At 55.6% G+C, this 22,557-nt stretch carries 17 protein-coding genes; 10 read left to right on the top strand and 7 right to left on the bottom strand.

Annotated features, from left to right (window positions below; all coding sequences use genetic code 11):
* Nucleotides 1-32 precede the first annotated feature (32 nt).
* Both ACN0V1_RS08790 and ACN0V1_RS08785 read left to right on the top strand, forming a co-directional pair.
* Entirely contained in the window at nucleotides 33-830 is a 798-nt protein-coding gene (locus tag ACN0V1_RS08790) for a ParA family protein (RefSeq protein WP_417544629.1), read from the top strand.
* An 11-nt stretch (nucleotides 831-841) separates the two neighbouring features.
* Nucleotides 842-1,177, top strand: a complete 336-nt coding sequence (locus ACN0V1_RS08785) for a YqcC family protein (RefSeq protein WP_417544628.1) — start codon at nucleotides 842-844, stop codon at nucleotides 1,175-1,177.
* Nucleotide 1,178: 1 nt separating this feature from the next.
* Here ACN0V1_RS08785 and nadC read toward each other — a convergent pair whose 3' ends face one another.
* A complete protein-coding gene (gene nadC, locus ACN0V1_RS08780) occupies nucleotides 1,179-2,018 on the bottom strand; it encodes a carboxylating nicotinate-nucleotide diphosphorylase (RefSeq protein ID WP_417544627.1) in 840 nt (279 codons plus the stop codon).
* A 234-nt stretch (nucleotides 2,019-2,252) separates the two neighbouring features.
* Between nadC and ACN0V1_RS08775 the strand changes: the two genes are divergently transcribed.
* The 4 genes from ACN0V1_RS08775 to ACN0V1_RS08760 all read left to right on the top strand — a co-directional run bounded on the left by ACN0V1_RS08775 (nucleotide 2,253) and on the right by ACN0V1_RS08760 (nucleotide 8,344).
* The gene (locus tag ACN0V1_RS08775) at nucleotides 2,253-4,601 is read left to right on the top strand and encodes a DUF1631 domain-containing protein (RefSeq protein WP_417544626.1); all 2,349 of its coding nucleotides are present in this window, start codon (nucleotides 2,253-2,255) and stop codon (nucleotides 4,599-4,601) included.
* A 72-nt stretch (nucleotides 4,602-4,673) separates the two neighbouring features.
* Complete coding sequence (gene ampD, locus ACN0V1_RS08770) at nucleotides 4,674-5,327, top strand: 1,6-anhydro-N-acetylmuramyl-L-alanine amidase AmpD (protein WP_417544625.1); 654 nt, start codon at nucleotides 4,674-4,676, stop codon at nucleotides 5,325-5,327.
* Entirely contained in the window at nucleotides 5,324-6,211 is an 888-nt protein-coding gene (locus ACN0V1_RS08765; protein WP_417544624.1) for a histidine kinase, read from the top strand. Before ampD ends, ACN0V1_RS08765 begins: the two co-directional genes overlap by 4 nt.
* A 102-nt stretch (nucleotides 6,212-6,313) precedes the next feature.
* Nucleotides 6,314-8,344 (top strand): methyl-accepting chemotaxis protein, encoded by a 2,031-nt coding sequence (locus tag ACN0V1_RS08760; RefSeq protein ID WP_417544623.1) that lies wholly within the window; start codon nucleotides 6,314-6,316, stop codon nucleotides 8,342-8,344.
* Between the two features lie 7 nt (nucleotides 8,345-8,351).
* On the opposite strand, the gene ACN0V1_RS08755 is transcribed toward ACN0V1_RS08760, so the two are convergent.
* The 5 genes from ACN0V1_RS08755 to ACN0V1_RS08735 form a co-directional block, all read right to left on the bottom strand.
* Nucleotides 8,352-8,909, bottom strand: coding sequence for a cob(I)yrinic acid a,c-diamide adenosyltransferase (locus tag ACN0V1_RS08755; RefSeq protein WP_417544622.1), 558 nt, complete (start codon nucleotides 8,907-8,909; stop codon nucleotides 8,352-8,354).
* Nucleotides 8,910-8,950: 41 nt separating this feature from the next.
* Complete coding sequence (locus tag ACN0V1_RS08750) at nucleotides 8,951-10,033, bottom strand: ketopantoate reductase family protein (protein ID WP_417544684.1); 1,083 nt, start codon at nucleotides 10,031-10,033, stop codon at nucleotides 8,951-8,953.
* 38 nt (nucleotides 10,034-10,071) lie between these two features.
* Entirely contained in the window at nucleotides 10,072-12,924 is a 2,853-nt protein-coding gene (locus ACN0V1_RS08745; protein WP_417544621.1) for a valine--tRNA ligase, read from the bottom strand.
* A 380-nt stretch (nucleotides 12,925-13,304) separates the two neighbouring features.
* A complete protein-coding gene (locus ACN0V1_RS08740; protein WP_417544683.1) occupies nucleotides 13,305-13,817 on the bottom strand; it encodes a DNA polymerase III subunit chi in 513 nt (170 codons plus the stop codon).
* A gap of 19 nt (nucleotides 13,818-13,836) precedes the next feature.
* Nucleotides 13,837-15,330, bottom strand: coding sequence for a leucyl aminopeptidase (locus ACN0V1_RS08735; protein WP_417544620.1), 1,494 nt, complete (start codon nucleotides 15,328-15,330; stop codon nucleotides 13,837-13,839).
* Between the two features lie 249 nt (nucleotides 15,331-15,579).
* On the opposite strand from ACN0V1_RS08735, the gene lptF reads away from it, so the two are divergent.
* Both lptF and lptG read left to right on the top strand, forming a co-directional pair.
* Entirely contained in the window at nucleotides 15,580-16,689 is a 1,110-nt protein-coding gene (lptF, locus tag ACN0V1_RS08730; protein ID WP_417544619.1) for an LPS export ABC transporter permease LptF, read from the top strand.
* Nucleotides 16,676-17,737 (top strand): LPS export ABC transporter permease LptG, encoded by a 1,062-nt coding sequence (gene lptG, locus ACN0V1_RS08725; RefSeq protein WP_417544618.1) that lies wholly within the window; start codon nucleotides 16,676-16,678, stop codon nucleotides 17,735-17,737. The genes lptF and lptG overlap by 14 nt, the downstream gene beginning before the upstream one ends.
* Before the next feature lie 26 nt (nucleotides 17,738-17,763).
* On the opposite strand, the gene ACN0V1_RS08720 is transcribed toward lptG, so the two are convergent.
* Entirely contained in the window at nucleotides 17,764-18,303 is a 540-nt protein-coding gene (locus ACN0V1_RS08720; protein WP_417544617.1) for an RDD family protein, read from the bottom strand.
* A 141-nt stretch (nucleotides 18,304-18,444) separates the two neighbouring features.
* Between ACN0V1_RS08720 and alaS the strand changes: the two genes are divergently transcribed.
* Together alaS and ACN0V1_RS08710 are read left to right on the top strand one after the other, a co-directional pair.
* On the top strand, nucleotides 18,445-21,075 hold the full coding sequence (gene alaS / locus ACN0V1_RS08715; protein ID WP_417544616.1) for an alanine--tRNA ligase: 2,631 nt from the start codon (nucleotides 18,445-18,447) through the stop codon (nucleotides 21,073-21,075).
* Between the two features lie 110 nt (nucleotides 21,076-21,185).
* A complete protein-coding gene (locus ACN0V1_RS08710) occupies nucleotides 21,186-22,424 on the top strand; it encodes an aspartate kinase (RefSeq protein WP_417544615.1) in 1,239 nt (412 codons plus the stop codon).
* Nucleotides 22,425-22,557: the final 133 nt, after the last annotated feature.

The raw sequence follows: 22,557 nt of genomic DNA, 5'->3' as shown, positions 1-22,557 counted from the left end.
GCGCTGAATAAAGTGCCAGATGGAGAGACGACATGAGACGGGTAGTATTCAACCAGAAAGGTGGAGTAGGGAAGTCCAGTATTACCTGCAATCTGGCCGCGATCAGTGCAGCCCGGGGCAAGCGCACGCTCGTGGTTGATCTGGATCCCCAGGGCAACTCGACGCATTATCTTCTGGGCAAGCCAGCCAGTGAGCTCAAGGACACCGTGGCAGACATGCTGGAGCAGACGGTTGCGTTCAAGGTTTTTAACCGGCGCCCAGAGGAGTTCGTGCATGCCACGCCGTTCAAGAATCTTTTCGTTATGCCTTCCAGCCCGGAACTGGACTTTCTTGAGCGCAAGCTCGAAGCCAAACACAAAATCTACAAACTCCGGGAAGCGTTGAAAAAACTGGGCGAATCTTTTGATGCCATCTACATTGACACGGCTCCTGCGCTGAATTTTTATACCCGTTCGGCCCTCATCGCAGCCCAGCGCTGCCTGATTCCGTTTGACTGTGACGACTTTTCCCGCCAGGCGCTTTACAATATTCTTAATGAAATCCGTGATCTGCAGGAAGATCATAACGACGAGCTTGTTGTGGAAGGTATTGTTGCCAACCAGTTTCAACCACGGGCTACCCTGCCCAAGCAACTGGTCAAAGAGTTGATAGAGGAGGGTCTTCCGGTAATGCCGGTGCGTCTTTCCAGCTCGGTAAAAATGAAAGAATCTCACCAGTGCCGGCAACCGCTTATTCACATGGCGCCAAAGCACCCGCTCACCCGTCAGTTTGAAGACCTTTACCGCGTATTGCATGGCGAAGCGGTAGAGCTTGAGCCTCTGGCAGATTGAGACAGGTTTTTATGATAGATTCTGGTGGCATTACTGGGCAGGTCGCTGATCGTCTTCTGGGCATTGAGATGGCGTTGCGCCAGCTCGGGATGTGGGAGACGGAGCGCCCGCCTGTGGAAGCGTTCAGCAGTTCAGAGCCGTTCTGCCTGGATACGCTGACCTTTAGCCAGTGGGTCCAGTTCGTGTTTCTGGACCGCATGAAGCTGATTATTGAAAATGACCACCCCTTGCCAGCGGTTTCAGGCATTGCTCCCATGGCGGAGGAGTACTTCCGTGGGCGTCCCGAATCAGGGCAAAGCCTGATCCGGGAGCTGGAAGCTTTTGATAAGTTGCTGTCGGCCGGCTGAATCAGTCCAGGCGCATGGAAAGGTCCACGGCTCTGACGTCCTTGGTCAGTGCGCCAATAGAAATATAATCAACGCCGGTTTCCGCAATGGGCACCAGTGTGTTGGCGTTGATGCCCCCGGATGCTTCCAGCTTTGCCCGTCCTTCGTTCATTGCGACCGCAGCGTGCAGGTCTTCCATGGAGAATTCATCCAGCATAATGATGTCGGCTCCTGCGCTGAGTGCCTGCTCCAGTTCCGTCAGACTCTCGGTCTCCACTTCTACAGGTCTGCCCGGTGCGATTCTGCGAGCCTCACCGATTGCACCGGCAATCGATCCGCAGGCAGAGATATGGTTCTCCTTGATGAGAAAAGCATCCCACAGGCCGATTCGATGGTTGTGGCAGCCGCCGCAGGTCACCGCGTACTTCTGGGCGAGCCGCAGCCCGGGCAGGGTTTTTCGGGTGTCCAGAAGGCGCACGCCCGTGTGAGCAACCCGCGCTGCATAACCGGCGCAGTTTGTTGCAACTCCGGAAAGGGTTTGCAGCCAGTTCAACGCAGCCCTTTCGGCAGTCAGCAGGCTTCTGGCGGTACCTTCCATACGGAACAGGATCTGGTCTGGGGCAACGGTCTGGCCATCCTCAACCAGCCACTCCAGCGACACTGAAATGTCCACCTGACGGAACACTTCGTTTACCCACTCGCGCCCCGCTATGGTTGCCTGCTCCCGCGTAATTACGCGTCCGGCCGCTTGTTTTTGCGCCGGAATAAGCTGGGCTGTTATATCGCCATCTCCGATATCTTCGCGCAGGCTGAGCGCGACGGCTTCGATTCGTGACTGGCGTAGGCGTTCAGTGAAGTTCATGGTCATGCATCCACGTGTGTCGGGGCCAAGGGGTTCAGAAATATGCCGGGACACGATTCTATCGTTCGCCAGTGGTTTCGCCAAATTCTTAGGGAATTGTGACCTGAGTCCGGTCTACACAAAAGGTGACAAATTCTGACACAAGGTGACGCGGGTAACTCGTATGATGTGTGATCACCGTAGTTTCATATTTATGGCCAGCCGTTTCATTTTTTCTGTTCCGGAGTTGTTTTAATGAAGCAGGATAACAAGGTTGTCAGTTTTTCGGGTCAGAAGCCGTTTTCCCGGTTTGATCTGCCGCCGGCCCTTGTTCGTCTGCGTGATACCTCAGGGCGGTCTCTGAAAGGCGTTCTTGGGCGTTTTTTCGAGCGCGCTGACGATGCCCTGTTCGAACTCGCCGACCGTGCAGGCTCCAATAAGGATCAGGCGGTCTACTTTGATGCCATGCGCGAGCTCAGGCTGCGGCGTAAAGCTATGGCCGTCTCCGTACTGCAATACGTCAGTCAGGCGTTCAACGATATCGGCAAGTTTCGGCCCCGGCAATCCGGCGGCGCCCTGGATGAGGTCGATCAGGATTCACTGAGCCTTGTTGAGCATTCCGACCTTGAACAACAGATCGCAATTGACAACCTTATCAACAAGCTTCGCAATCGGTATCAGGGCGTAATTCAGCTTTTGTCGTTGCGGGTTAATCATCTGGTACCCGGAGTGGAGCTGGCGGATAACCAGATGCCACTCAGCCCGGAAGTCATCTGCGGGGGCCTCGCTGAGGCCTGTGCGGACCTCGATATCGATATCCGCGCAAAACTTGTGGTGTTGAAATTGTTTGATCGCTTGCTGGTAGACACCCTTGGTGATTTCTATCAGGAAGCGAACCGCACTCTGATTTCGGAAGGCATACTACCAGACGTCAAACGAGCACCGTCCTGCTCTGCAACGGGCGCTGCTCCCGGCACCAGAACGGCGACCTCGGCGCCGGTACCCCCAAGTTCTGTCCGGCATGGATCAGCCGAAGGCACGGGCGAACTGAATAACCGCCAAAACTATGGTTATGATCAGGTACAGGGGGGCGCCTCCCATGCAACCTTCACTGAATTGAGCGAACTTCTGCATCAGAGGAGCAACTTTCAGGCAGTTGTCGAGCCTGGCGCCGCAGGAGAGGTTTATCTCGATACGGACAGGCTGATGGCCCGTCTCAGCGAAGCGCAGGCAGGCAATGGCCAGTGGGGCGGTGTTGAAGTTCCTACTCTCGATCAGCAGTTACAGTCTGTTCTCAAGGCCGCCGATGGCCAGACAGCCAGTATCGGCCAGGTGGACAACGATGTTATCAACCTGGTGTCCATGCTGTTCGACTTTATTCTGGAAGACCGGCAACTGCACCCGGTGATGAAGGCGCTCATTGGCAGGTTGCAGATACCGGTGTTAAAAGTTGCATTGAGCGACAAGAATTTTTTTAACCGCGGCGGCCATCCTGTTCGCAAGTTGCTGAATGAACTGGCGCTTTCTGCTATTGGCTGGAGTGAGAAGCGTCCTGGTCAGCGCGATCCACTGCGTGAAAAAATTGAGTCGGTCGTGGACCGGGTGCTGAGCGAGTTCACGAATAATGTGTCTTTGTTCGATGAGCTCCTGAAAGACTTCAGTCATTTTACGGATCTTGATCGCCGTCGGCGGGAGTTGGTAGAGCAGCGTCTTCGGGACGCGGAGGAAGGCAGGGCGCGCCAGGAGCGGGCATGTCATGTGGCCGAATCACTGGTGAAGGATCTTTCGTCCGATAGGGACATTCCGGAGCCCGTTCTCAAGATGTTGAACGAAGCCTGGACAAAGTACCTCCAGTGGGTCGTATTGCGGGAGGGTGAAGACGGCGAACGCTGGGCCGATGCCCGTGAACTGACTGGCCATCTCGTGTGGAGTGTTGATCCGAAGCCCGTTGATGACACAACCCGAAGCGCACTTCTCAGAGCGATCCCGGCTATTGTTGACGACTTTCGCGTGGCGCTTCAGGAAATTTCCTGGGACCCGTTTGCAACTGATACAGCGGTTCGTGATCTGGAGTTGGCGCACGTTGACGTATTCCAGCGCCTGGCGACCGCACCATCCCGTCCAGGGCCTTCGGAGACCAAAGATGAGTCCGTACCGGAAGCACTAGCAGCGCCCGAAGTAAAGCTGGAGCCAGAGGTTGCAGAACCGGTTGCCAGAGGCCAGCATACGGCAGTGTCCGGACCCGGTGAAGCTGAGGTTGAGCCCCCGGTGCTTTCGGAGCCCGGCGAGTTTGCGCCTGTTCAAGAAGAGGCAGAAGTGGTTTCCCGGCAATGGCTGGATCAGACAGACAGTCTTCGTGTTGGCGCCTGGGTTGAACTCACCCGCGACGGCACCAGGGTCCGCTGCAAGCTGGCTGCATTTATAAGAGCTACGGGCAAGTACATCTTTGTCAATCGCAGTGGCGCCAAGGTCGCTGAGTATCGTCGTCAGGAGCTGGCTGCGGCCATGGCGAGCGGTGCCGTCAGCATGCTTGATGACGGGCTGATCTTCGACAGGGCCCTTGAGTCCATCATTGATAATCTGCGTAGCAGCCGCAAGGATTGATCCGTGGTAACAGGCCTTACTTTGTGATTCAATCCAGTCACAGTGTAATGCTCTGACAATTGTGGATTCATCTTGCCCCATTCAGCCTTTGATCACTCTGGCGCAACCGTTTATGGCGAAGACATAAAAACTCTCCGCGAAACGGGGCGCCTTTCATCTGCCCGTTGGTGCCCGTCGCCAAACTACGGCTCCCGCCCCGAAAGCGCGGTGATAAGCCTCCTGGTAGTGCATAACATCAGCCTTCCTCCTGGGCAGTTTGGTGGACGCTACATTGAAGACTTTTTTACGAACTGTCTGAATCCAGCTGAGCACCCATACTTTTCAACCATTGCCGAAATGCGTGTGTCCGCCCATGCTCTGATCAGGCGGGATGGCGCCGTTGTGCAGTTTGTCAGCCTTCTGGAACGGGCCTGGCACGCTGGGCGCTCCTGTTTTAAGGGTGTTGAGGAGTGTAATGATTTCTCCATTGGAATTGAGCTTGAGGGGGCGGATGACGTGCCCTATACACCCGAGCAGTATCGGTCGCTGGCAGAGCTCGCGACGGTGATCAGCTCGGCGTGGCCGGCCATTACCAGCGATCGGATTACCGGGCATTGCGACATCGCGCCTGGCCGCAAGACTGACCCCGGACCAGCGTTTGATTGGCATGGTTTCCGGGCTTCATTGCAGACAGCGCAGTCTGGCGGGCATTGTGAAAAACTGGCCCACAAAGGAGCTTCTGAATGATTCTGGTGGTGTTTCTGATTGCCTACCTTGTGCGCAGGCGGCTTGACGGGCTCAATGCGGTTTCCAGTGAGGCACTCTGGCGTCGCTGGTTTCGTAAGGGCAGCGTCGTTAAAGCTGGCCGTGAATCCGGTATTATGGCTGGTTTGGTCCTGGTAGCGCTGCCTGCACTGCTGGCAGCTCTTTGTGTATATATCCTGTCGCTCTACGGCTGGCGAATTGCTGCTTACCCTCTCGAAATTCTTGTTCTCGTTCTGATGATGGGTATGCCCGGCTGGCGGCAGTCTGTTGAGGTCTATGGCAGTGCTTGGCACAAGGGTGACATGCAGGCGGCCTGGCACCATATTCAGGAGCGTCTGCCAGTTGCAGAGCGCGGTGCAGCAGTGTCACCCGAGGTCATGCACCTCTCCTTATCCCGAGCACTGATGCTGGCGGTCTTTCAACGTTTTTTCCTTATCGCATTCTGGTATGTCGTGGGTGGTATTGGCCTGGCGATATTTGTGCGGGGCCTGGTGGCTTTGGCAGAGCAATGGCCTCAAGCCGCGGCAAGGCCAAGGTACCTCAAAGCCTGCGAGTGGATTAGCTGGATACCGGTCAGGCTGCTTTCAATCACCTTTGGAATTGCGGGTGATCTGTCGGGATGGTTGGGCGAAGCAAGGGCAGCGATTCTCGGAATCACGAACAAAACTTCAGAAGTGCTCATGAGCTCTGCCAATGGGTCGTTAACCGGATATGCGCTTGATCCGGCGCGCTTTTCCCGCGTTCATCCGGACGAATGGGCCAGTTTTGGCAGACGTAGCCTGAATGCCGTGAGGGACTTGTTGAACCGGAGTATGCTGGTGTGGATCTGCGTACTGGCGTTGCTGGTTATCGCAGGAGTTGTATAAAGGGGCAGACAGCGAAAGATAGCGCTCAAGATTTCAGATGTTCGGGCGATAACAAAAAACGAACGAGAGTTCAGTTGTTTGTGCTTTTAAAAGGGGGCCACTGTGAAGCAACTCATTAATCCTGCAGTCGCATTGATGAATCGTTTGCCAATGCTGTACAAGTTCAGTCTTATCAGCATTTTGTTCCTCTTGCCGATTGGTGGGTTGTCTTGGCTCGTGATGACTGAGCTCAACCGCTCGGTTGAGACTATGACCCGCAGTGTCGAAGGCCTGGAGCAATTGCGCCAGATTGATCGCCTGGTAGACGCCTCAATGGACTATCGGGATTATCGTGCGCCGGCGGTGACCAAAAACGAAAGCGCTATCATGGCTCGCTCCGATGATGCGGCGGAAAATATTGATTCCATTCTTGAGAGCCTGGCGGCACAACCACACTCATTTGATGCGTCTGGCGCCTGGGCAGACCAGGTTGAGGCCCTTCACGCCGACTGGCTGAACCTCCGTGCAGACGACAACTATCAGACCAATTTTGATCCCCAGTTCAAGTACTATCAGGAGTTTGTCCAAAAGGTCCTGGCGCTTCTCCCCGCCACTATAGAAACATCCGGGCTGGGCCAGGGTGCTTCCAGAGAAAACCAGCTTGTTCTCGGGCTGATACGTGAAACCGTCCCGGATGCCCGCCGTGTTATCGGGCAGGCTCGCTCGTACGGTCTCTACGCGTTGGTTGAAGGGCAGGTTGGCTATGCGCTGAGTGAAACCTTCAATGAAATCTATGACCGCCTTACAAATCGCAGTTCGTTGCTTTCTCCGGCACTGACCATTGCTGCAAACGCCTCTCCCGCTCTGGCTTCCAGGGCAGATAAGGCCTTGCGGCAGGTTGATGAGAGCCTGTTGAACGTTCGCCAACTGCTTGATGTGAATATTATTACCCCCATGCGTCTGGAGCTGTCGTGGCAGGAATATGACTCGCTTGTTTCTGCCCAGCTGGCGGGTTACGGAGTGCTGAAAGCTGCAGCGTTTGATGTGATTGAGGCCAACTTGAATGCCCGTCTGCAGCAGGAAGTGAGCCAGCGTCTCCTCATCGTGGTGGCGCTGATCGTGGTTCTGCTGATCGTGGTGTATCTCTATGTGGGTTTCTTCATGTCTGTGCGCACAGCGATCAACCGGTTCAGTGAAGCGGCGCGCAAGGTAGCGGCAGGGGATATGACCACCCGTATTTCACTTGATAACCGCGATGAACTCGGCGAGCTGACCGGTGAGTTCAACAACATGACGGATCGAATGGCTGACCTCATTCGCTCAGTCGGTCAGACTACCTCTGAGGTTGACCAGCAGGCTGCGCGAGTCAAGGATACGGCCGCCGCCAACAGCGAAGCGGTTGCGCGCCAGATGGCAGAGAGTGGCCAGATCAATGAAGCCATGAGTCAGATGGTTGAAGCTGTGAACGAAGTTACAGAAAGCGCCCACCGGGTTGCAGACAGTGCAACAGCCGCTGAACAGGATACAGAAACCGGGCGTGGTGTTGTGTCGGATACGGTGGAAACCATCCACCGGCTGGCGACTGAGATTTCCGGTGCTGTGGATGTCATCAATCGGGTTAGTGCAGACAGCGACAACATCAGTCAGGTTTTGGTGGAAATCAAGGCGATAGCCGGTCAGACCAACCTACTGGCCCTGAACGCGGCTATTGAAGCGGCCCGTGCGGGTGAGCACGGACGCGGTTTTGCGGTCGTTGCTGATGAAGTACGCTCTTTGTCCCAGCGCACCCACAAGTCCACCGAAGAAATCGAAGGCATGATTTCACGGCTTCAGAGCGGCGTGAAAGATGCGGTAGCGGCCATGACCAACAGCCGGGATGTGACACAGGCAACCGTTCAGAAATCCGGAGAAGTGACGGAAGCGCTGAGTCGGATCGCCAATGGCATATCGGTGATCGTGGACATGAGCCACCAGATCGCTCAGGCAGCGGAAGAGCAGTCTGCAGTATCCAAAGATGTGAACGTCAGCGTTGCTCACATCGGTGAGTTGGGTACATCCACTGCGGCTAACGCTGAAGAAACACTGGCTTCATCGCGGCAGATGTCCGAGCTGACGGCTTCTCTGCAAAGGCTTGTGGAGGCGTTTAAGGTCTGAAGTCGGGCTATATGCCCGACTTCTTCTGATCCCACAAAATCTCTTCAGCGCCTTCCCGACGCGCCAACACCCTTGATGCCACAAACAACAGGTCTGACAAGCGGTTCAGGTACTGGCGCGCCAGCAGGTTGATAGAGTCTTCGTGGCTAAGGGCAACCACCACACGCTCGGTGCGGCGGCAAACAGCGCGGGCCAGGTGGCATTGGGCTGCTGCAGGGCTCCCGCCGGGCAGGATGAAGTTCTTCAGGGGCGGCAAGGGCGCGTTCATCTCGTCCAGCAGATTCTCCAGCCAGCTGATGTGCTCATCGCTGATCGCCTTGCTACCCGGAATCGCAAACTCACCACCCAGATCGAACAGGTGATGTTGAATGCGGCGCAACGATTCCAGCATCTCATCATCTGTGTCCAGAGTTTCAACTAGCAGACCAATATGGCAGTTCAGCTCATCGGCCATGCCCATCGCCTCAACACGCTGAGCATTTTTGGCAATACGATTACCATCGGCGAGGCCCGTAGTGCCGTCGTCACCAGTTCGGGTGTAAATCTTGGAAAGGCGATTGCCCATGAGGGTGCTCCTGATTGTTAAAAGCTGATTTGTTAGAAGTGTTACAGGCCTTGTACTCGGTTGGTCAACATTTGGTTTACCGGCGTGGCAATGCCATGGCGCTCTCCACATTGCACAAGATAGCCATTGATAAAATCAATCTCGGTTTTGCGCCCAGCCATAACATCCGCGCGCATCGACGAAGTATTGCTGGCGGTATTCCTCGCCACCGTTTCAATTTGTTCCCGAAGAACCTCCGGTGCAATAGCCTCCGAGGTTTCCGCTTGAAGCAAAACAGATATCTCCCCGCAAAGTCCATTAATATTCTGCTGGTAAAGAGGAGAGCCCAGAATGTCACCGTTAGGGCAGTCGAGCAGAGCCGTAAACGGATTGATCCCCGCATTCACCACCAGCTTCTGCCAAAGCCGCCGCAGAATGTTCTCCTCAGCATGAACCCGCAAGCCGGTCTCGGCCAACTGTTGAACAACACTTGGTATGTGATCGGCGGCAGAAGCCGTAAGCGCGCCTACCCAGGTATCGCCAGCCCCGGCATGGACCAGCACATCAGGGGAGGGGCGGTTAGCACCTTCGGTGGTGCTCGCCGCCAAAATCGGCCGCTCCGGCCAGCGCCCAGCAACCGTTTGCTGGCTACCTAAGCCGTTCTGAAACAAAACAACGGGGGTGTCGTCCGGAATGTGAGGTAACCAGTCATTCACGGCTGCAAGCGTATCACCAGCCTTGGTTGTTACTAGCAGAAGCTTTACGTTTTCAGCTGACTGAAGCCAAGGCAGATTTACGTGGGTGTGGGCATCACCAGAGTCCGGCGAAGCCGTCAGGAACTCCCTCCCGAAACCTTGCGGAGCCATGGGTGGAGTGCGAAGCACTTCACGGGCAAGCCATGGACGGCTTGCCCTGGACCTTTGGCGCGACGCAGGAGCATTAGCGCCAAAGGGCGGAGCAGAGCGTACAAGGACGTATTCACAGCGTGTGTCGGGAGAGACTTCCTGACGGCTGAAGCTCCTCCGAGGCTCAAATTCATGCTCGGATACATCAATAGACAGGCGAGGCAAAAAAACACAATGCTCAGAAGGCAAAAGGGCGGCCCAAAGCCGCCCCAAAGAACCCGCTCCAAGAATGGCAATCAACCCGCCACCCCCGGAACGCTCACCCTCAAACGCCATAACTACATGGCCTCAATGTCTGCGCGCTGCTGCTGCAGCCGGCTCAGATTACCCTGAACCTCCGCCAGTTTCTCCTGCTCCTTGGCAACGACCTCAGCCGGCGCCTTGGCAGTAAACTTCTCATTACCCAGCTTGCCCTCCAGGCGCCCGATTTCCTTATCGAGGCGCTCAAGCTCCTTATCCAGGCGCTTCAGCTCCGCATCCTTATCGATCAGCCCGGCCATAGGCACCAACACTTCCATATCGCCAACCAGCTGAGTGGCGCACATGGGCGCATTCTCACCTTCAAACCACTCCAGACTTTCCAGCTTGGCCAGCGAGCTCAGGAACTGACGGTTCTCGTTCATCCGGCGCTGACCTTCCGCGCTGTTGCCACGGAACAGAACCGGAATCTTCCTGGCCGGGGAAATGTTCATCTCGCCGCGTATGTTGCGCACGGCCACAATCACACCTTTCAGCCATTCAATGTCTTCGACGGCTTTAGCATCGTGTTTGCTGGCGTCCACCTGCGGAAATGGCTGCAGCATGATACTGTCACCGGACTTGCCTGCCAACGGCGCAACGCGCTGCCAGATTTCTTCCGTGATAAACGGCATGATCGGATGCGCCAGACGCAGAACGGCCTCCAGCACGCGAACCAGTGTGCGGCGTGTACCGCGTTTGGCTTCGGCGCTGGCGTTGTCGTCGCCCAGGGAAGGCTTGGAAAGCTCAAGATACCAGTCACAGTATTCGTTCCAGATGAACTCGTACAAAGCGTGGGACGCCAGGTCGAAACGGTATTGATCCAGATGGCGGGTTACATCCTGCTCGCACTGCTGCAAGGCGCTGATGATCCAGCGATCGGCCAGTGACAACTCCACCGCTTCGCCATTTACCCCGCAGTCTTCACCTTCGGTGTTCATCAGCACGTAACGGGCCGCGTTCCACAGCTTGTTGCAGAAGTTGCGGTAGCCTTCCAGGCGCTTCATGTCCCAGTTGATGTCACGACCGGTGGTGGCCATGGCCGCCAGGGTGAAGCGCAGGGCGTCGGTGCCGTGGGCAGAAATGCCTTCAGGAAATTCTTTTTCGGTTTGCTTGGCAATTTTCTTCGCCAGCTTGGGCTGCATCATGTTGCCGGTGCGTTTCTCCAGCAGCGGAGCCAGATCGATACCATCAATCATATCCAGCGGGTCAATCACGTTACCCTTGGATTTGGACATCTTGTCGCCATGCTCGTCGCGTATCAGGCCAGTTACATACACCGTCTTGAACGGAACCTGGGGCGTGCCGTCTTCGTTTTTCATGAAGTGCATGGTCATCATGATCATCCGGGCAACCCAGAAGAAAATAATGTCAAAACCAGTAACCAGAACATCCGTGGGATGGAAGGTTTTCAGGCGCTCGGTGATCTCTGGCCAGCCCAGAGTGCCGAATGTCCACAAGGCAGAGCTGAACCAGGTGTCCAGTACGTCGTCGTCCTGCTTCAAGACAAAGTCCGGCGCCAGATTGTGCTTCTGGCGGACTTCGTCTTCACTGCGGCCTACGTAGATATTACCTTCCGTGTCGTACCAGGCCGGAATGCGGTGGCCCCACCAAAGCTGGCGGGAAATACACCAATCCTGAATGTCGCGCATCCAGGAGAAATACATGTTTTCGTACTGCTTGGGCACAAACTGGATACGGCCGTCTTCAACGGCTTCAATAGCTGGCTTGGCCAGGGTTTTGGCATCGGCAAACCATTGGTCAGTCAGCATCGGCTCAATGATCAGCCCGGAGCGGTCGCCACGGGGGACGCTCAGTACGTGATCTTCCACTTGCTGAACCAGACCGGCAGCTTCCATGTCGGCTACGATCTGCTTTCGGGCATCTTCCCGGGTCAGGCCGGCGTACGCTGCGGGCAGAGCGCCATCCAGTTCGGTGTTTTCAGTGCCGTCGCTGTTGAACACTTCGGCCTGCTCACGAATATTCGCGTCCTGAGTCAGCACGTTCATCATCGGCAGGTTGTTGCGCTTGCCCACGGCGTAGTCATTGAAATCGTGAGCCGGGGTAATCTTCACACAACCAGAGCCCTTTTCCGGATCAGCATGGTGGTCGGCAATCACCGGAATGCGGCGGTTCACCAGCGGCAGCAGTACGAACTTGCCAATCAGGTGCTGGTAGCGCTCGTCGTCCGGATGCACAGCCACGGCAGCATCGCCCAGCATGGTTTCCGGGCGGGTAGTGGCGACGACCAGGTAGTCTTTGCCATCTTGCGTGGTGGCGCCGTCGGCCAGCGGATAACGCAGATGCCAGAAAAAGCCCTTTTCTTCCTTGTTCTCAACTTCCAGATCGGAAATGGCGGTGTGCAACTTCGGGTCCCAGTTCACCAGGCGCTTGCCACGGTATACCAGGCCATCTTCGTACAGGCGGATAAACACTTCCTGCACGGCCTTGTAGAAGCCGTCGTCCATGGTGAAACGTTCGGTGTCCCAATCTACGGAGTTCCCCAAGCGACGCATTTGGCCGGTAATGGTGCCGCCGGACTCTTCCTTCCATTCCCAGATGCGTTTGATGAAATCTTCACGGCCAAGGTCGTGGCGGGTTTTGCCTTCTTCTGCAGCCAGTTTGCGCTCAACCACCATCTGGGTGGCGATACCTGCATGGTCACTGCCCACCTGCCACAGGGTGTTGTGGCCCTGCATGCGCTTGTAGCGGGTGAGGGTGTCCATGATGGTGTGCTGGAAGGCGTGGCCCATGTGCAGGCTGCCGGTCACATTGGGTGGTGGGATAGCGATGCTGTAAGACTCGCCCTCTCCGCTGGGGCGGAAGTAACCTTTGGATTCCCAGTTTTCGTACCACTGGCGCTCAATGTTTTCTGGCTGGTAGGTTTTTTCCATGGGTTTTTGCTGATGACCGTTTGGTTGATTCACAAGGGGAAATTGAAACGCTCGATTATACATGGTCGCTTGCTATCGGGCGAACCTTGGGTGGTGAGCACAGCAAAGACGGTCTGGCCAAAACACGCCTCCGAGTACGTCCCTGTAGGCTCGTTTCGGGTCGTCTCTGGCCCTCAACGGTTTTGGCCAGACCGTCTTTGCTGTGCTTGCATGTTTGGGTGCATCCGATAAAGCAAAGTAAAAATTTGGAGCACGTGAGTGAGGGAGAGCTTTCCAAAACTGTTGAAGGCCATGGATGGCCTGAAACAAGCGCACATGGATGTGCTTGTAGCGTGTTTTGGAAAGCTCTCCCTCACTTGCGTGCATGCTCCAAGGTTGCTTTAGCGTTTTCTTTGGTCGTGAACCCTGGGCTCTATCCCCAATGCTCTGAGTTGCTTGAAATGTGCCCGGGCCTGGTTGAGAACGGCGGAGTCATTGTGGGCTACCAGAGCGAGACGTTTGAATTTGTCTGCGTTCGCCGGAAGAGTCGCCGAGAGGATGATGACGGTATCCCATTCTTCTGCCACAGGCGGGCAGAGCAGGATGCCGACGGGATCGGTGCAGACGGCAGCAGAGTCGGGCACGATGCTGTGAGGGATGAACGCATCCGGGCTGAAGTTCCAGAGCAGTTCGTCCAGCTCATCGGCCTGTTGGGCGGTGTCACATACGATGCACACCCGGTCGCCCTGTTCCCAGGCTTTGTTTACAAGCTTGATCGCGTGCAGGTTGCGGGCGGCAGGGGTGTCTTGCAGGAGAATATGGAACCAGTAGCGCTGGTTTTTATCATCCTGTCCCGCCTGCCGGGCGTCACCGGCAGCAGCGCTGCCGGTTTGTGTTGCCGGGTTACCTTTCATCATTTCCCATTACTTTCCATTATTTTCCGGCATGGGACATCAGGTAATCGACCAGCAGGGGAACCGGGCGGCCGGAGGAGCCTTTGGCTTTGCCGGAGTGCCAGGCGGTGCCGGCGATGTCCAGGTGAGCCCAGCGGTATTCTTTTGTGAAGCGTGACAGGAAGCAGGCTGCGGTAATGGTGCCTGCCGAGCGACCGCCGATGTTAGCCATGTCGGCAAAGTTGCTGTCCAACAGGCTCTGGTAATCGTCCCAGAGTGGCAGGCGCCAGGCTTTGTCGCTCGCGCGATCGCCGGCCGCCAGCAATTCGTTGGCCAATTCGTCGTTGTTTGCCAGCAGGCCGGTAGCCTCGTGGCCAAGGGCAATAATGCAGGCGCCTGTGAGGGTGGCCAGGTCGATCACCACTTCCGGGTCAAATTTCTTCACGTAGGTGAGGGCGTCGCACAGTACCAGGCGGCCCTCGGCATCTGTATTGAGGATTTCAACGGTCTGGCCTGACATGGTGGTCACAATGTCGCCCGGGCGTGCGGCGTTGCCATCCGGCATGTTTTCAGCGGCAGCGATAACGGCAACTACGTTGATTTCCGGTTGGATCTCCGCAAGCACCTGTATGGCACCGAATACGGCTGCAGACCCGCCCATGTCGTATTTCATTTCATCCATACCAGCGCCTGGCTTGAGGCTGATGCCGCCGGTGTCGAAGGTGATGCCTTTACCCACAAGAACATGGGGCTTGTCTTTTGCTTTGCCCCCGCGGTATTCCATGACAATCAGGCGGGGTGGCTGAGTGCTGCCTTGGCCGACGGCCAGAAGGGAATTCATGCCCAGTTTTTTCATCTGTTTTTCATCAAGAATTTCGGCCTTGATGCAATCGTGATCCGCCGCCATTTTAAGGGCTTGTTCGGCCAGCCAAACGGGGTGACAGATGTTCGGTGGCATATTGCCCAGATCGCGGGTGTAATTCATACCGCGGCCCGTCGCCAGGCCCAGGTTGAACGCTTCTTTTTGGGCTTTACCGGTGTCTGAAGCGGCCACCAGAATTTTGCTGAGTTTACGCGCTGCCGGCTTTTCGCTCTTGAAATCGCTGAAGGTGTAGAGTTGGTCTTCCAGTGTGCGGCCAATCATGCTGAGCTTCGCGAGCTCTGAGCTTACGTCGCCATTGCCGTTCAGGGTCGTGTCCGTAAGAGCGATCATTACGCTCTTGGAAGGGCCGTCTTTGAGGACGCCCGTCATTGCGATAAGCGCTTTGCGGAAGCTGGCCGGGTTGCGGTCTGCGTCTTTACCGGTGCCAACAACTAACAATCTGCCCCAGGTTTGATCGCTCAAGGGAATAAGGTTTGTCTCTGCACTCTTGCCGCTGATGTCACCGGCTTTCTGGAGTTTACTGATCAGCCCGTCCAATGCGCCGTCGGCCTCGGTAGTGGAGGCTGGCCAGTCACCTTTTTCGGGGAGGGCGACGACCAGACAGTCGGCTTTGGTGTTCGCAATGGCTTTACTGTTCAGGCTGAAGTTCATGGAAACTCCTGTTGGCTGTTCGGGAAAGCCGCCACTGTTGGCGGCGGGAGTGATTTATTCCTATTCTGACAAACATTGGGGTTTGCGGGCGCATTATCAAGCTGGGAGAGCAGGTTACTTCACTTTATCGGCGCGTTGTCTGTCGTGGCCTTAACATCGCTGCACTGTCATTCAGCCCCAAGGTTACATAGAATACGCGCAGTTTTCCGATTCCTCCATGTTCCGGTCTACACCGGCAGAGAAACCGTTTTGAGCATTATTTTCCGCTATCTCATACGTCAGACTATGGTCAGCATGATTGCCGTTTCGGGCATTCTTCTGCTGGTGTTCATGAGTGGGCGTTTTCTCAAATACCTGGCCGGAGCCGCAGAGGGCAAGATTGCGCCGGGCGTGCTGTTCGAAATCATGGCTTACCGTTTCCCCGGGTTTCTGGAGTTGATCCTGCCGCTGGGGCTGTTTATCGGCATATTGCTCGCTTATGGCCGGATGTACCTGGAAAGCGAGATGACTGTTTTATATGCCTGCGGCGTGAGTGATCGTCAGTTGCTTTCCAAAACACTGATGGGCAGCCTGGTTGTGATGCTGGTCGTCGGAAGTATGAGCCTGGTGGTCTCGCCCTGGGGTATGACGCAGGTTGAGAAAATTTTTACCGAACAAGCAAAGGCGACGGAATTTGAAATGCTCGCGCCGGGGCGTTTTCAGGAATTGTTATCGGGTGGACGTGTGACCTATACGGAGAGTCTCAGTGATGACAAGCGACGCCTGGAAGGCGTGTTCATCGCCGAGTACGGACGTGACGGCACAGGGGTGAGTATTATTGCCGCGGATTCCGGGTCACAGTTGATTGACGAGGAAACAGGCAGTCGTTTTCTTATACTGGAAAATGGTGCCCGCTTTGATGGGGTGCCCGGCAAACTTGACTACCAGATTACCGGTTTCGAGGCCTACGGTCTGAAGATTCGTAGTGGCAGTAGCGGCGATGTCGAACTGGAAGAAGGTGTGACAACCGGCCAACTGATGCGCTCGGATGATCCCCGGGACCGCGCATTGCTGCACTGGCGTTTTTCATTGCCGTTGATCGTTCCGATTGTGACGCTGCTGGCGGTTAGGCTCAGCCGTGTAAATCCTCGGCAGGGTCGGTTTTTTCATCTTTTGCCCGCGATGCTGGTCTATGTTGCTTACCTTGGGCTGTTGATCGTAGCCCGTGATGCGATGGCCGAAGGTAAGGTGCCCGAATGGCTCGGTATGCTTTGGGTACACGCTATCTTCCTGGCGCTTGGTCTCTGGCTGCAGTTTGGCCCGGCCTGGCTCCATAAAAAAAGGGTGAAGCGGGAAGGAGTGGCCAATGCGCAAAATTGACCATTATGTAATGCGCAATGTGGGTGGGGCCATGCTCCTGGTGATGGTGGTAGTGCTGTCACTGGATTTCATTTTTGCGTTCGTCGCGGAACTGGAAGACACGCGCAACAATTACCAGATTCTGGAAGCGCTCTGGTATGTGGTCCTGACGTTGCCTCGCAGGATTTATGACTACCTTCCGCTGGGAGCTTTCATGGGGTGTCTGGTCGGTCTGGGCGCGATGGCGAGCTCCTCCGAGCTCACGGTTATCCGCGCTGCCGGGGTTTCTCTGAAGCGTGTTGTCTGGTCGGCAATGAAACCTGCACTGGTGGTGGTGCTCGCCGGTGTTCTTATTGGCGAGTATGTGGCTCCTCCGGCGGAGCGAACCGCGCAGAGTTACAAGGCCGTTGCGCTTGGAGCCGGCCAGAATGTCGCTGCGGCGCACGGGGTGTGGCACCGCGAAGGAAATGTATTCATGCACCTTAATGCTGTGCAGCCTAATGGCGTTTTGCACGGCATTTCCCTGTTCCGCTTTAATGATCAGCGGCAACTGATGGCGGCGAGTTTTGCCGAGCGGGCGATCTATCAAGGCGATCACTGGCGACTGGAAAATTCTACAACCACGCGCCTTGAGGGAGACTCCACAAGCCGCGAGGACCATCAGTCTTTGCGCTGGGAAACCGGCCTGACGCCTGATGTGCTGAGTGTATTGATCGTCAAGCCGGAGAATCTTTCGATGCTTGGCCTGTTCACCTACGCCAGCTACCTTGGCGATCAGGAGTTGAACGGCTCTCCTTTCTGGCTGGCCTTCTGGAAGAAAGCGCTGATGCCACTGGGTACCGGGGTAATGGTGCTGGTCGCGATTTCGTTTATCTTCGGGCCGTTGCGCTCGGTTACCATGGGTTTTCGTGTGTTTACCGGCTTGCTCGTTGGCCTGGTTTTCAAATACATGCAGGACCTTTTGGGCCCCATGAGCCTGGTTTACGGATTTAACCCGATACTCGCGGTGCTTGTGCCGATTGCAGTGAATGCGGTGGTTGGTGCCGTATTGATGCGCCGGGCAGGTTAGCCGTAGCCCGTGCCCGGCATTCTGGTTCAGTCCGTCTTGGCTTTATGGGGAAGGCCAACGACTACGCTCTCTGAAAGCCTGTCTGTTACGGAAAGCCCGTTTATTGGATAGAACAACGCAATCATTGCCGGAACACTGAGGAACAGTGTTGCTGAGCCCATGGTATAGCCGGCCAGCAGAGCCAGGAATAATACGGCAGCTGCGGTCAGGTAACGGCGAAGCGCCTGGCTCCAGCTCACAGATGAGCCATCGAGATTTTCTATTCGTACGCGCCACACCTGCATGCCTAGCGTCTGTCCAATGCGTGTCCAGAAGTAGGCAAAGAACAGGTACATCACCAGAAACAGTACGAACGTCAGGCCGGGATCGCCGGATAACTGGCCCGCTTCCGCTTTTTGTTCGAGTTGGTCCCAGCCCGTAATCCAGCCGGTTATCATGGTGTATATCCAGGTGGTAACCAGAAGTACGGCAATGCTGATCAGGCCGTCGTAAATAATGGCCAGTGATCGTTTGAGAAACGTCGCTGGGGGAAGCAGTTCATCAGCGGCGTGGAAGCGGCGGGGCATGGGCTCTCCTGTGATTTTTCACGTTTTTCCTGTACTCGGCGTGTGCTAGAGTAGCCGATTTGCACACGCGTGTAAGTATTCGTATTCATTCGCGGATCCCGCCGTGTAACGGTGGGATTTCTGGAAAGGTATCAAAGGGCTATGAAAACCGCAGAGTTGCGACAGGCATTTCTCGATTATTTCAAACAGCAAGGTCATACCATTGTTTCAAGCAGCTCGCTGGTGCCGGCGGATGATCCGACACTGCTGTTTACCAACGCGGGGATGAACCAGTTCAAGGACGTGTTCCTTGGCCGTGAGGAACGCGACTACAATCGCGCAACCACGTCCCAGAAGTGCGTTCGCGCCGGCGGCAAGCATAACGATCTGGAGAATGTAGGCTACACAGCGCGCCATCATACGTTTTTCGAAATGCTGGGCAACTTCAGCTTTGGGGACTACTTCAAGCGTGAAGCCATCAACTACGCCTGGACGTTCCTGACTGGAGAACAGTGGCTGAACCTGCCTGCTGAAAAACTCTGGGTGACGGTCTACGCAGACGACGACGAAGCCTACGACATCTGGAATAAAGAAGTGGGCGTGCCGGCGGATCGCATTGTCCGCATCGGAGACAACGGCGGTGCTCCCTACGCGTCAGACAACTTCTGGCAGATGGGCGACACCGGCCCTTGCGGACCCTGCACCGAAATTTTCTACGACCATGGCCCGGATGTGGCTGGAGGCCCTCCCGGAAGTCCGGAAGAAGACGGCGACCGTTACATCGAGATCTGGAATGTGGTCTTTATGCAGTACAACCGTACTGCCGACGGCGAAATGCTCAACCTGCCCAAGCCCTCCGTTGATACGGGCATGGGGCTGGAGCGGGTTACGGCTGTTCTGCAGGGTGTTCACAGCAACTACGAAATCGACCTCTTCGACGACCTGCTGAAAGCCGCTTCCGCCATACTTGGCGGCGCTGCAACGACCGAGGCCAGTCTGCGCGTGGTTGCCGACCACATTCGCTCCTGTGCGTTCCTGATTTCCGATGGTGTGATGCCTTCAAATGAAGGCCGTGGTTTCGTGCTACGGCGCATCATTCGTCGTGCCGCCCGTCACGGCAACAAGTTGGGCGCCACCGGCCCGTTCTTCTACAAGTTAACCGGTGCTCTGGTTAACTTGATGGGGGAGGCTTTTCCGCAACTGGTCAGCAGCCGGAAGCAGATCGAGAAAGTGCTGCTGCAGGAAGAGGAACAGTTTGTAAAAACTCTGGATAAAGGCCTGCGGCTGCTCGAGCAGGACATTGCCGAGCTGAAAGGCGACGTTATTCCCGGAGAAACCATTTTCACGCTGTATGACACCTATGGTTTTCCGGTAGATCTCACCAACGACATAGCCCGTGAACGCGGCTTGGCGCTGGATTATGACGGCTATGAGAAGGCTATGGAAAGTCAGCGTGAGCGCGCGCGCGCGGCCAGCAAATTTGGCATGGATTACAACGCTGCCGGCCTGGGCATTGAAGGTAAAACTGAATTTACCGGGCACGACCACATTGACGGCCACGAGCGCATTCGCGCTGTGATTGTCAACGGCGAACAGAAAACGGCGGAGGCCGGCGATGAAGCGGTTGTAGTGCTGGAGCGCACGCCGTTCTATGCCGAATCCGGCGGCCAGGTAGGTGATACCGGTTTACTGACCTGGAGTGGCGGCCGCTTCAAGGTAACCGATACCCGTAAAGACGGCGATAACCACCTGCATGTGGGTACCCTTATTGAGGGCGAGCTGTTTGAGGGGCTGGAAGTGGATGCCCGCATTGACCACGCACGCCGCGATCGGACCCGTCGCAATCACTCTGCCACGCACCTGTTGCACGCGGCGTTGCGCAAGGTGCTGGGCGAACACGTTGGTCAGAAGGGCTCACTGGTTGATCCTGAAAAGCTGCGCTTTGACTTTTCACACTTCGAGGCCGTAACGCCCGAGCAGCTGAAAGAAATTGAACGCCAGGTGAATGAACAGATTCTTGCCAACACGCCAGTGCAGACCGACATTACAGATATGGAGCAAGCGCAGGAAAAAGGCGCCATGGCTTTGTTTGGTGAAAAGTACGGCGACGTTGTCCGTGTACTTAGCATGGGTACCGACAGCTATTCTGTAGAGTTGTGCGGCGGTACTCACGTGGCGCGCACGGGTGACATCGGGCTGTTCCGGATTACATCGGAGAGCGGTATTTCTTCTGGTGTTCGCCGAATCGAGGCGGTTACCGGCTTTGGTGCGCTTGAGTGGGTGGATGAGACCGAGCGCACTCTGCGTGAGACTGCCCGCCTGGTTAAAGGTAGCCGGGAAACGGTTATCGACAAGGTGCAGCAAACCGTTGAGCGCAACCGGCAGCTGGAGAAAGATATTGACGCGCTGAAGGCAAAGCTTGCCAGCTCTGCAGGCAGTGACCTGGCGGACTCTGCAGTTGAAGTAGCCGGTTTGAAAGTGGTCGCGTGCGAACTTGAAGGTGCAGACCGCAAGGCCCTTATGGAAACCGCAGATCAGCTTAAAAACAAGCTGGGTGAAGGTGTTGTTGTGCTCGCCAGCGTTGATGATGGCAAGGTGACACTTGTTGCAGGCGTTACAAAATCCGCGATAGGCAGAATCAAGGCAGGCGATCTTATGAAACACTTGGCTGATTTGGTTGATGGTAAAGGCGGTGGCCGGCCAGACATGGCTCAGGGCGGCGGCAACGACCCTTCAAAGCTCGCTGAAGCCCTTGCTGGTGTGCCGGAGTGGGTTGAAAAAAATATCGCTTAAGCAACTGTTTTTCTAAAGTGGTCGGGGTTTATAATTCTGGCCGCTTGTTTTTTTGATGGGTAGAGCTTCCTGCTCTGCCATAGGTCCCTGATTCAGATATTGGAACGACAATGGCGCTGTTGGTTCAGAAGTTTGGTGGCACCTCGGTAGGCACAACCGAGCGCATAGAAGCTGTTGCGGAGAAAGTATGCGGTTTCCGCAAAGACGGCCATGATATTGTAGTCGTGGTTTCTGCCATGAGCGGCGAAACCAACCGGCTTATCGCTCTGGCCAACAATATAATGGAGGAGCCCACGCCCCGTGAGATGGACGTTCTGGTCTCAACCGGTGAGCAGGTAACAATCGCCCTTCTTTGTATGGCGCTGCAGAAACTTGGGTGTGAAGCGCGTTCCTACACAGGGTCTCAGGTTCGCATACTGACAGACAGCATGCACACCAAGGCCCGGATCAAACAGATCGATGAGCAGCGTATGCGCGAAGACCTGGATGGCGGCCGCGTGGTGGTTGTTGCCGGGTTTCAGGGCGTTGATGAGAATGGAAACATCACGACGTTGGGCCGGGGTGGCTCTGATACCACGGCTGTTGCCCTGGCAGCGGCTCTGAAGGCCGATGAATGCCAGATCTATACTGATGTAGACGGCGTTTACACCACGGATCCCAGGGTAGTTGACAGTGCCCGCCGTTTGGCGCGGATTACCTTTGAAGAAATGATGGAAATGGCGAGCCTGGGGTCAAAAGTGCTGCAGATTCGCGCCGTAGAATTTGCGGGAAAATACAACGTTCCGTTAAGAGTTCTCTCCAGCTTCGAGGAAGGTGAGGGCACTCTGATTACACTTGAGGAAAACACTGCCATGGAACAACCGGTCGTCTCCGGCATCGCTTTTAACCGTGATGAAGCCAAAGTTACGATTTCGGGTGTGCCCGACACCCCGGGTAGCGCACTGCGCATCCTGAAGCCAATAAGTGATGCCAATATAGATGTGGACATGATCGTCCAGAACGTTGGCGAGGATAACCGGACTGCATTCACGTTTACCGTCCATCGTAACGATTTCAAGCGTGCGAAAGACGTGCTTCAGCGTGTTTCGGACGAGCTGGGTGCTCGTGAAGTCAGTGGTGACACCAAAATCGCAAAGGTCAGTATTGTTGGCGTCGGAATGCGCTCTCATGCAGGCGTGGCGACCAAAATGTTTGAGGCGCTGTCCATTGAGGGTATCAATATTCAGATGATCTCCACATCGGAAATCAAGATTTCTGTGGTGATTGATGAAAAATATCTTGAGCTTGCGGTTCGTGCCCTTCACAGTGCATTTGAGCTCGACAAGCCCGGGGTAGAAGAAACCTTATAAAAAAGAGACACATTTTCTGACCTTGTGATCGCATGTAACCGTATAAGGGAATGTGCGTCTTCTGGTTGGCCAGTGTTCTCACTATAAACGTCGAACCAACTAAAAAATTACTTGTCGGAACAGTAGCTCTGGA

The sequence above is a fragment of the Marinobacter sp. genome (genome assembly GCF_048266785.1).
Lineage (GTDB): Bacteria > Pseudomonadota > Gammaproteobacteria > Pseudomonadales > Oleiphilaceae > Marinobacter.
The sequence above is the reverse complement of the archived record's forward strand: the minus strand, read 5'-3'. Positions and strand labels throughout refer to the sequence as shown.

Bases quoted from the DNA above. Each gene is read 5' to 3' on its own strand.
- ACN0V1_RS08755 (WP_417544622.1), bottom strand. From the start codon at position 8,909: ATGGGCAATCGCCTTTCCAAGATTTACACCCGAACTGGTGACGACGGC.
- nadC (WP_417544627.1), bottom strand. From the start codon at position 2,018: ATGAACTTCACTGAACGCCTACGCCAGTCACGAATCGAAGCCGTCGCG.
- alaS (WP_417544616.1), top strand. From the start codon at position 18,445: ATGAAAACCGCAGAGTTGCGACAGGCATTTCTCGATTATTTCAAACAG.
- ACN0V1_RS08790 (WP_417544629.1), top strand. From the start codon at position 33: ATGAGACGGGTAGTATTCAACCAGAAAGGTGGAGTAGGGAAGTCCAGT.
- lptG (WP_417544618.1), top strand. From the start codon at position 16,676: ATGCGCAAAATTGACCATTATGTAATGCGCAATGTGGGTGGGGCCATG.
- ACN0V1_RS08720 (WP_417544617.1), bottom strand. From the start codon at position 18,303: ATGCCCCGCCGCTTCCACGCCGCTGATGAACTGCTTCCCCCAGCGACG.
- ACN0V1_RS08735 (WP_417544620.1), bottom strand. From the start codon at position 15,330: ATGAACTTCAGCCTGAACAGTAAAGCCATTGCGAACACCAAAGCCGAC.
- ACN0V1_RS08745 (WP_417544621.1), bottom strand. From the start codon at position 12,924: ATGGAAAAAACCTACCAGCCAGAAAACATTGAGCGCCAGTGGTACGAA.
- ACN0V1_RS08775 (WP_417544626.1), top strand. From the start codon at position 2,253: ATGAAGCAGGATAACAAGGTTGTCAGTTTTTCGGGTCAGAAGCCGTTT.
- ACN0V1_RS08740 (WP_417544683.1), bottom strand. From the start codon at position 13,817: ATGAAAGGTAACCCGGCAACACAAACCGGCAGCGCTGCTGCCGGTGAC.
- ACN0V1_RS08785 (WP_417544628.1), top strand. From the start codon at position 842: ATGATAGATTCTGGTGGCATTACTGGGCAGGTCGCTGATCGTCTTCTG.
- ACN0V1_RS08765 (WP_417544624.1), top strand. From the start codon at position 5,324: ATGATTCTGGTGGTGTTTCTGATTGCCTACCTTGTGCGCAGGCGGCTT.
- ACN0V1_RS08710 (WP_417544615.1), top strand. From the start codon at position 21,186: ATGGCGCTGTTGGTTCAGAAGTTTGGTGGCACCTCGGTAGGCACAACC.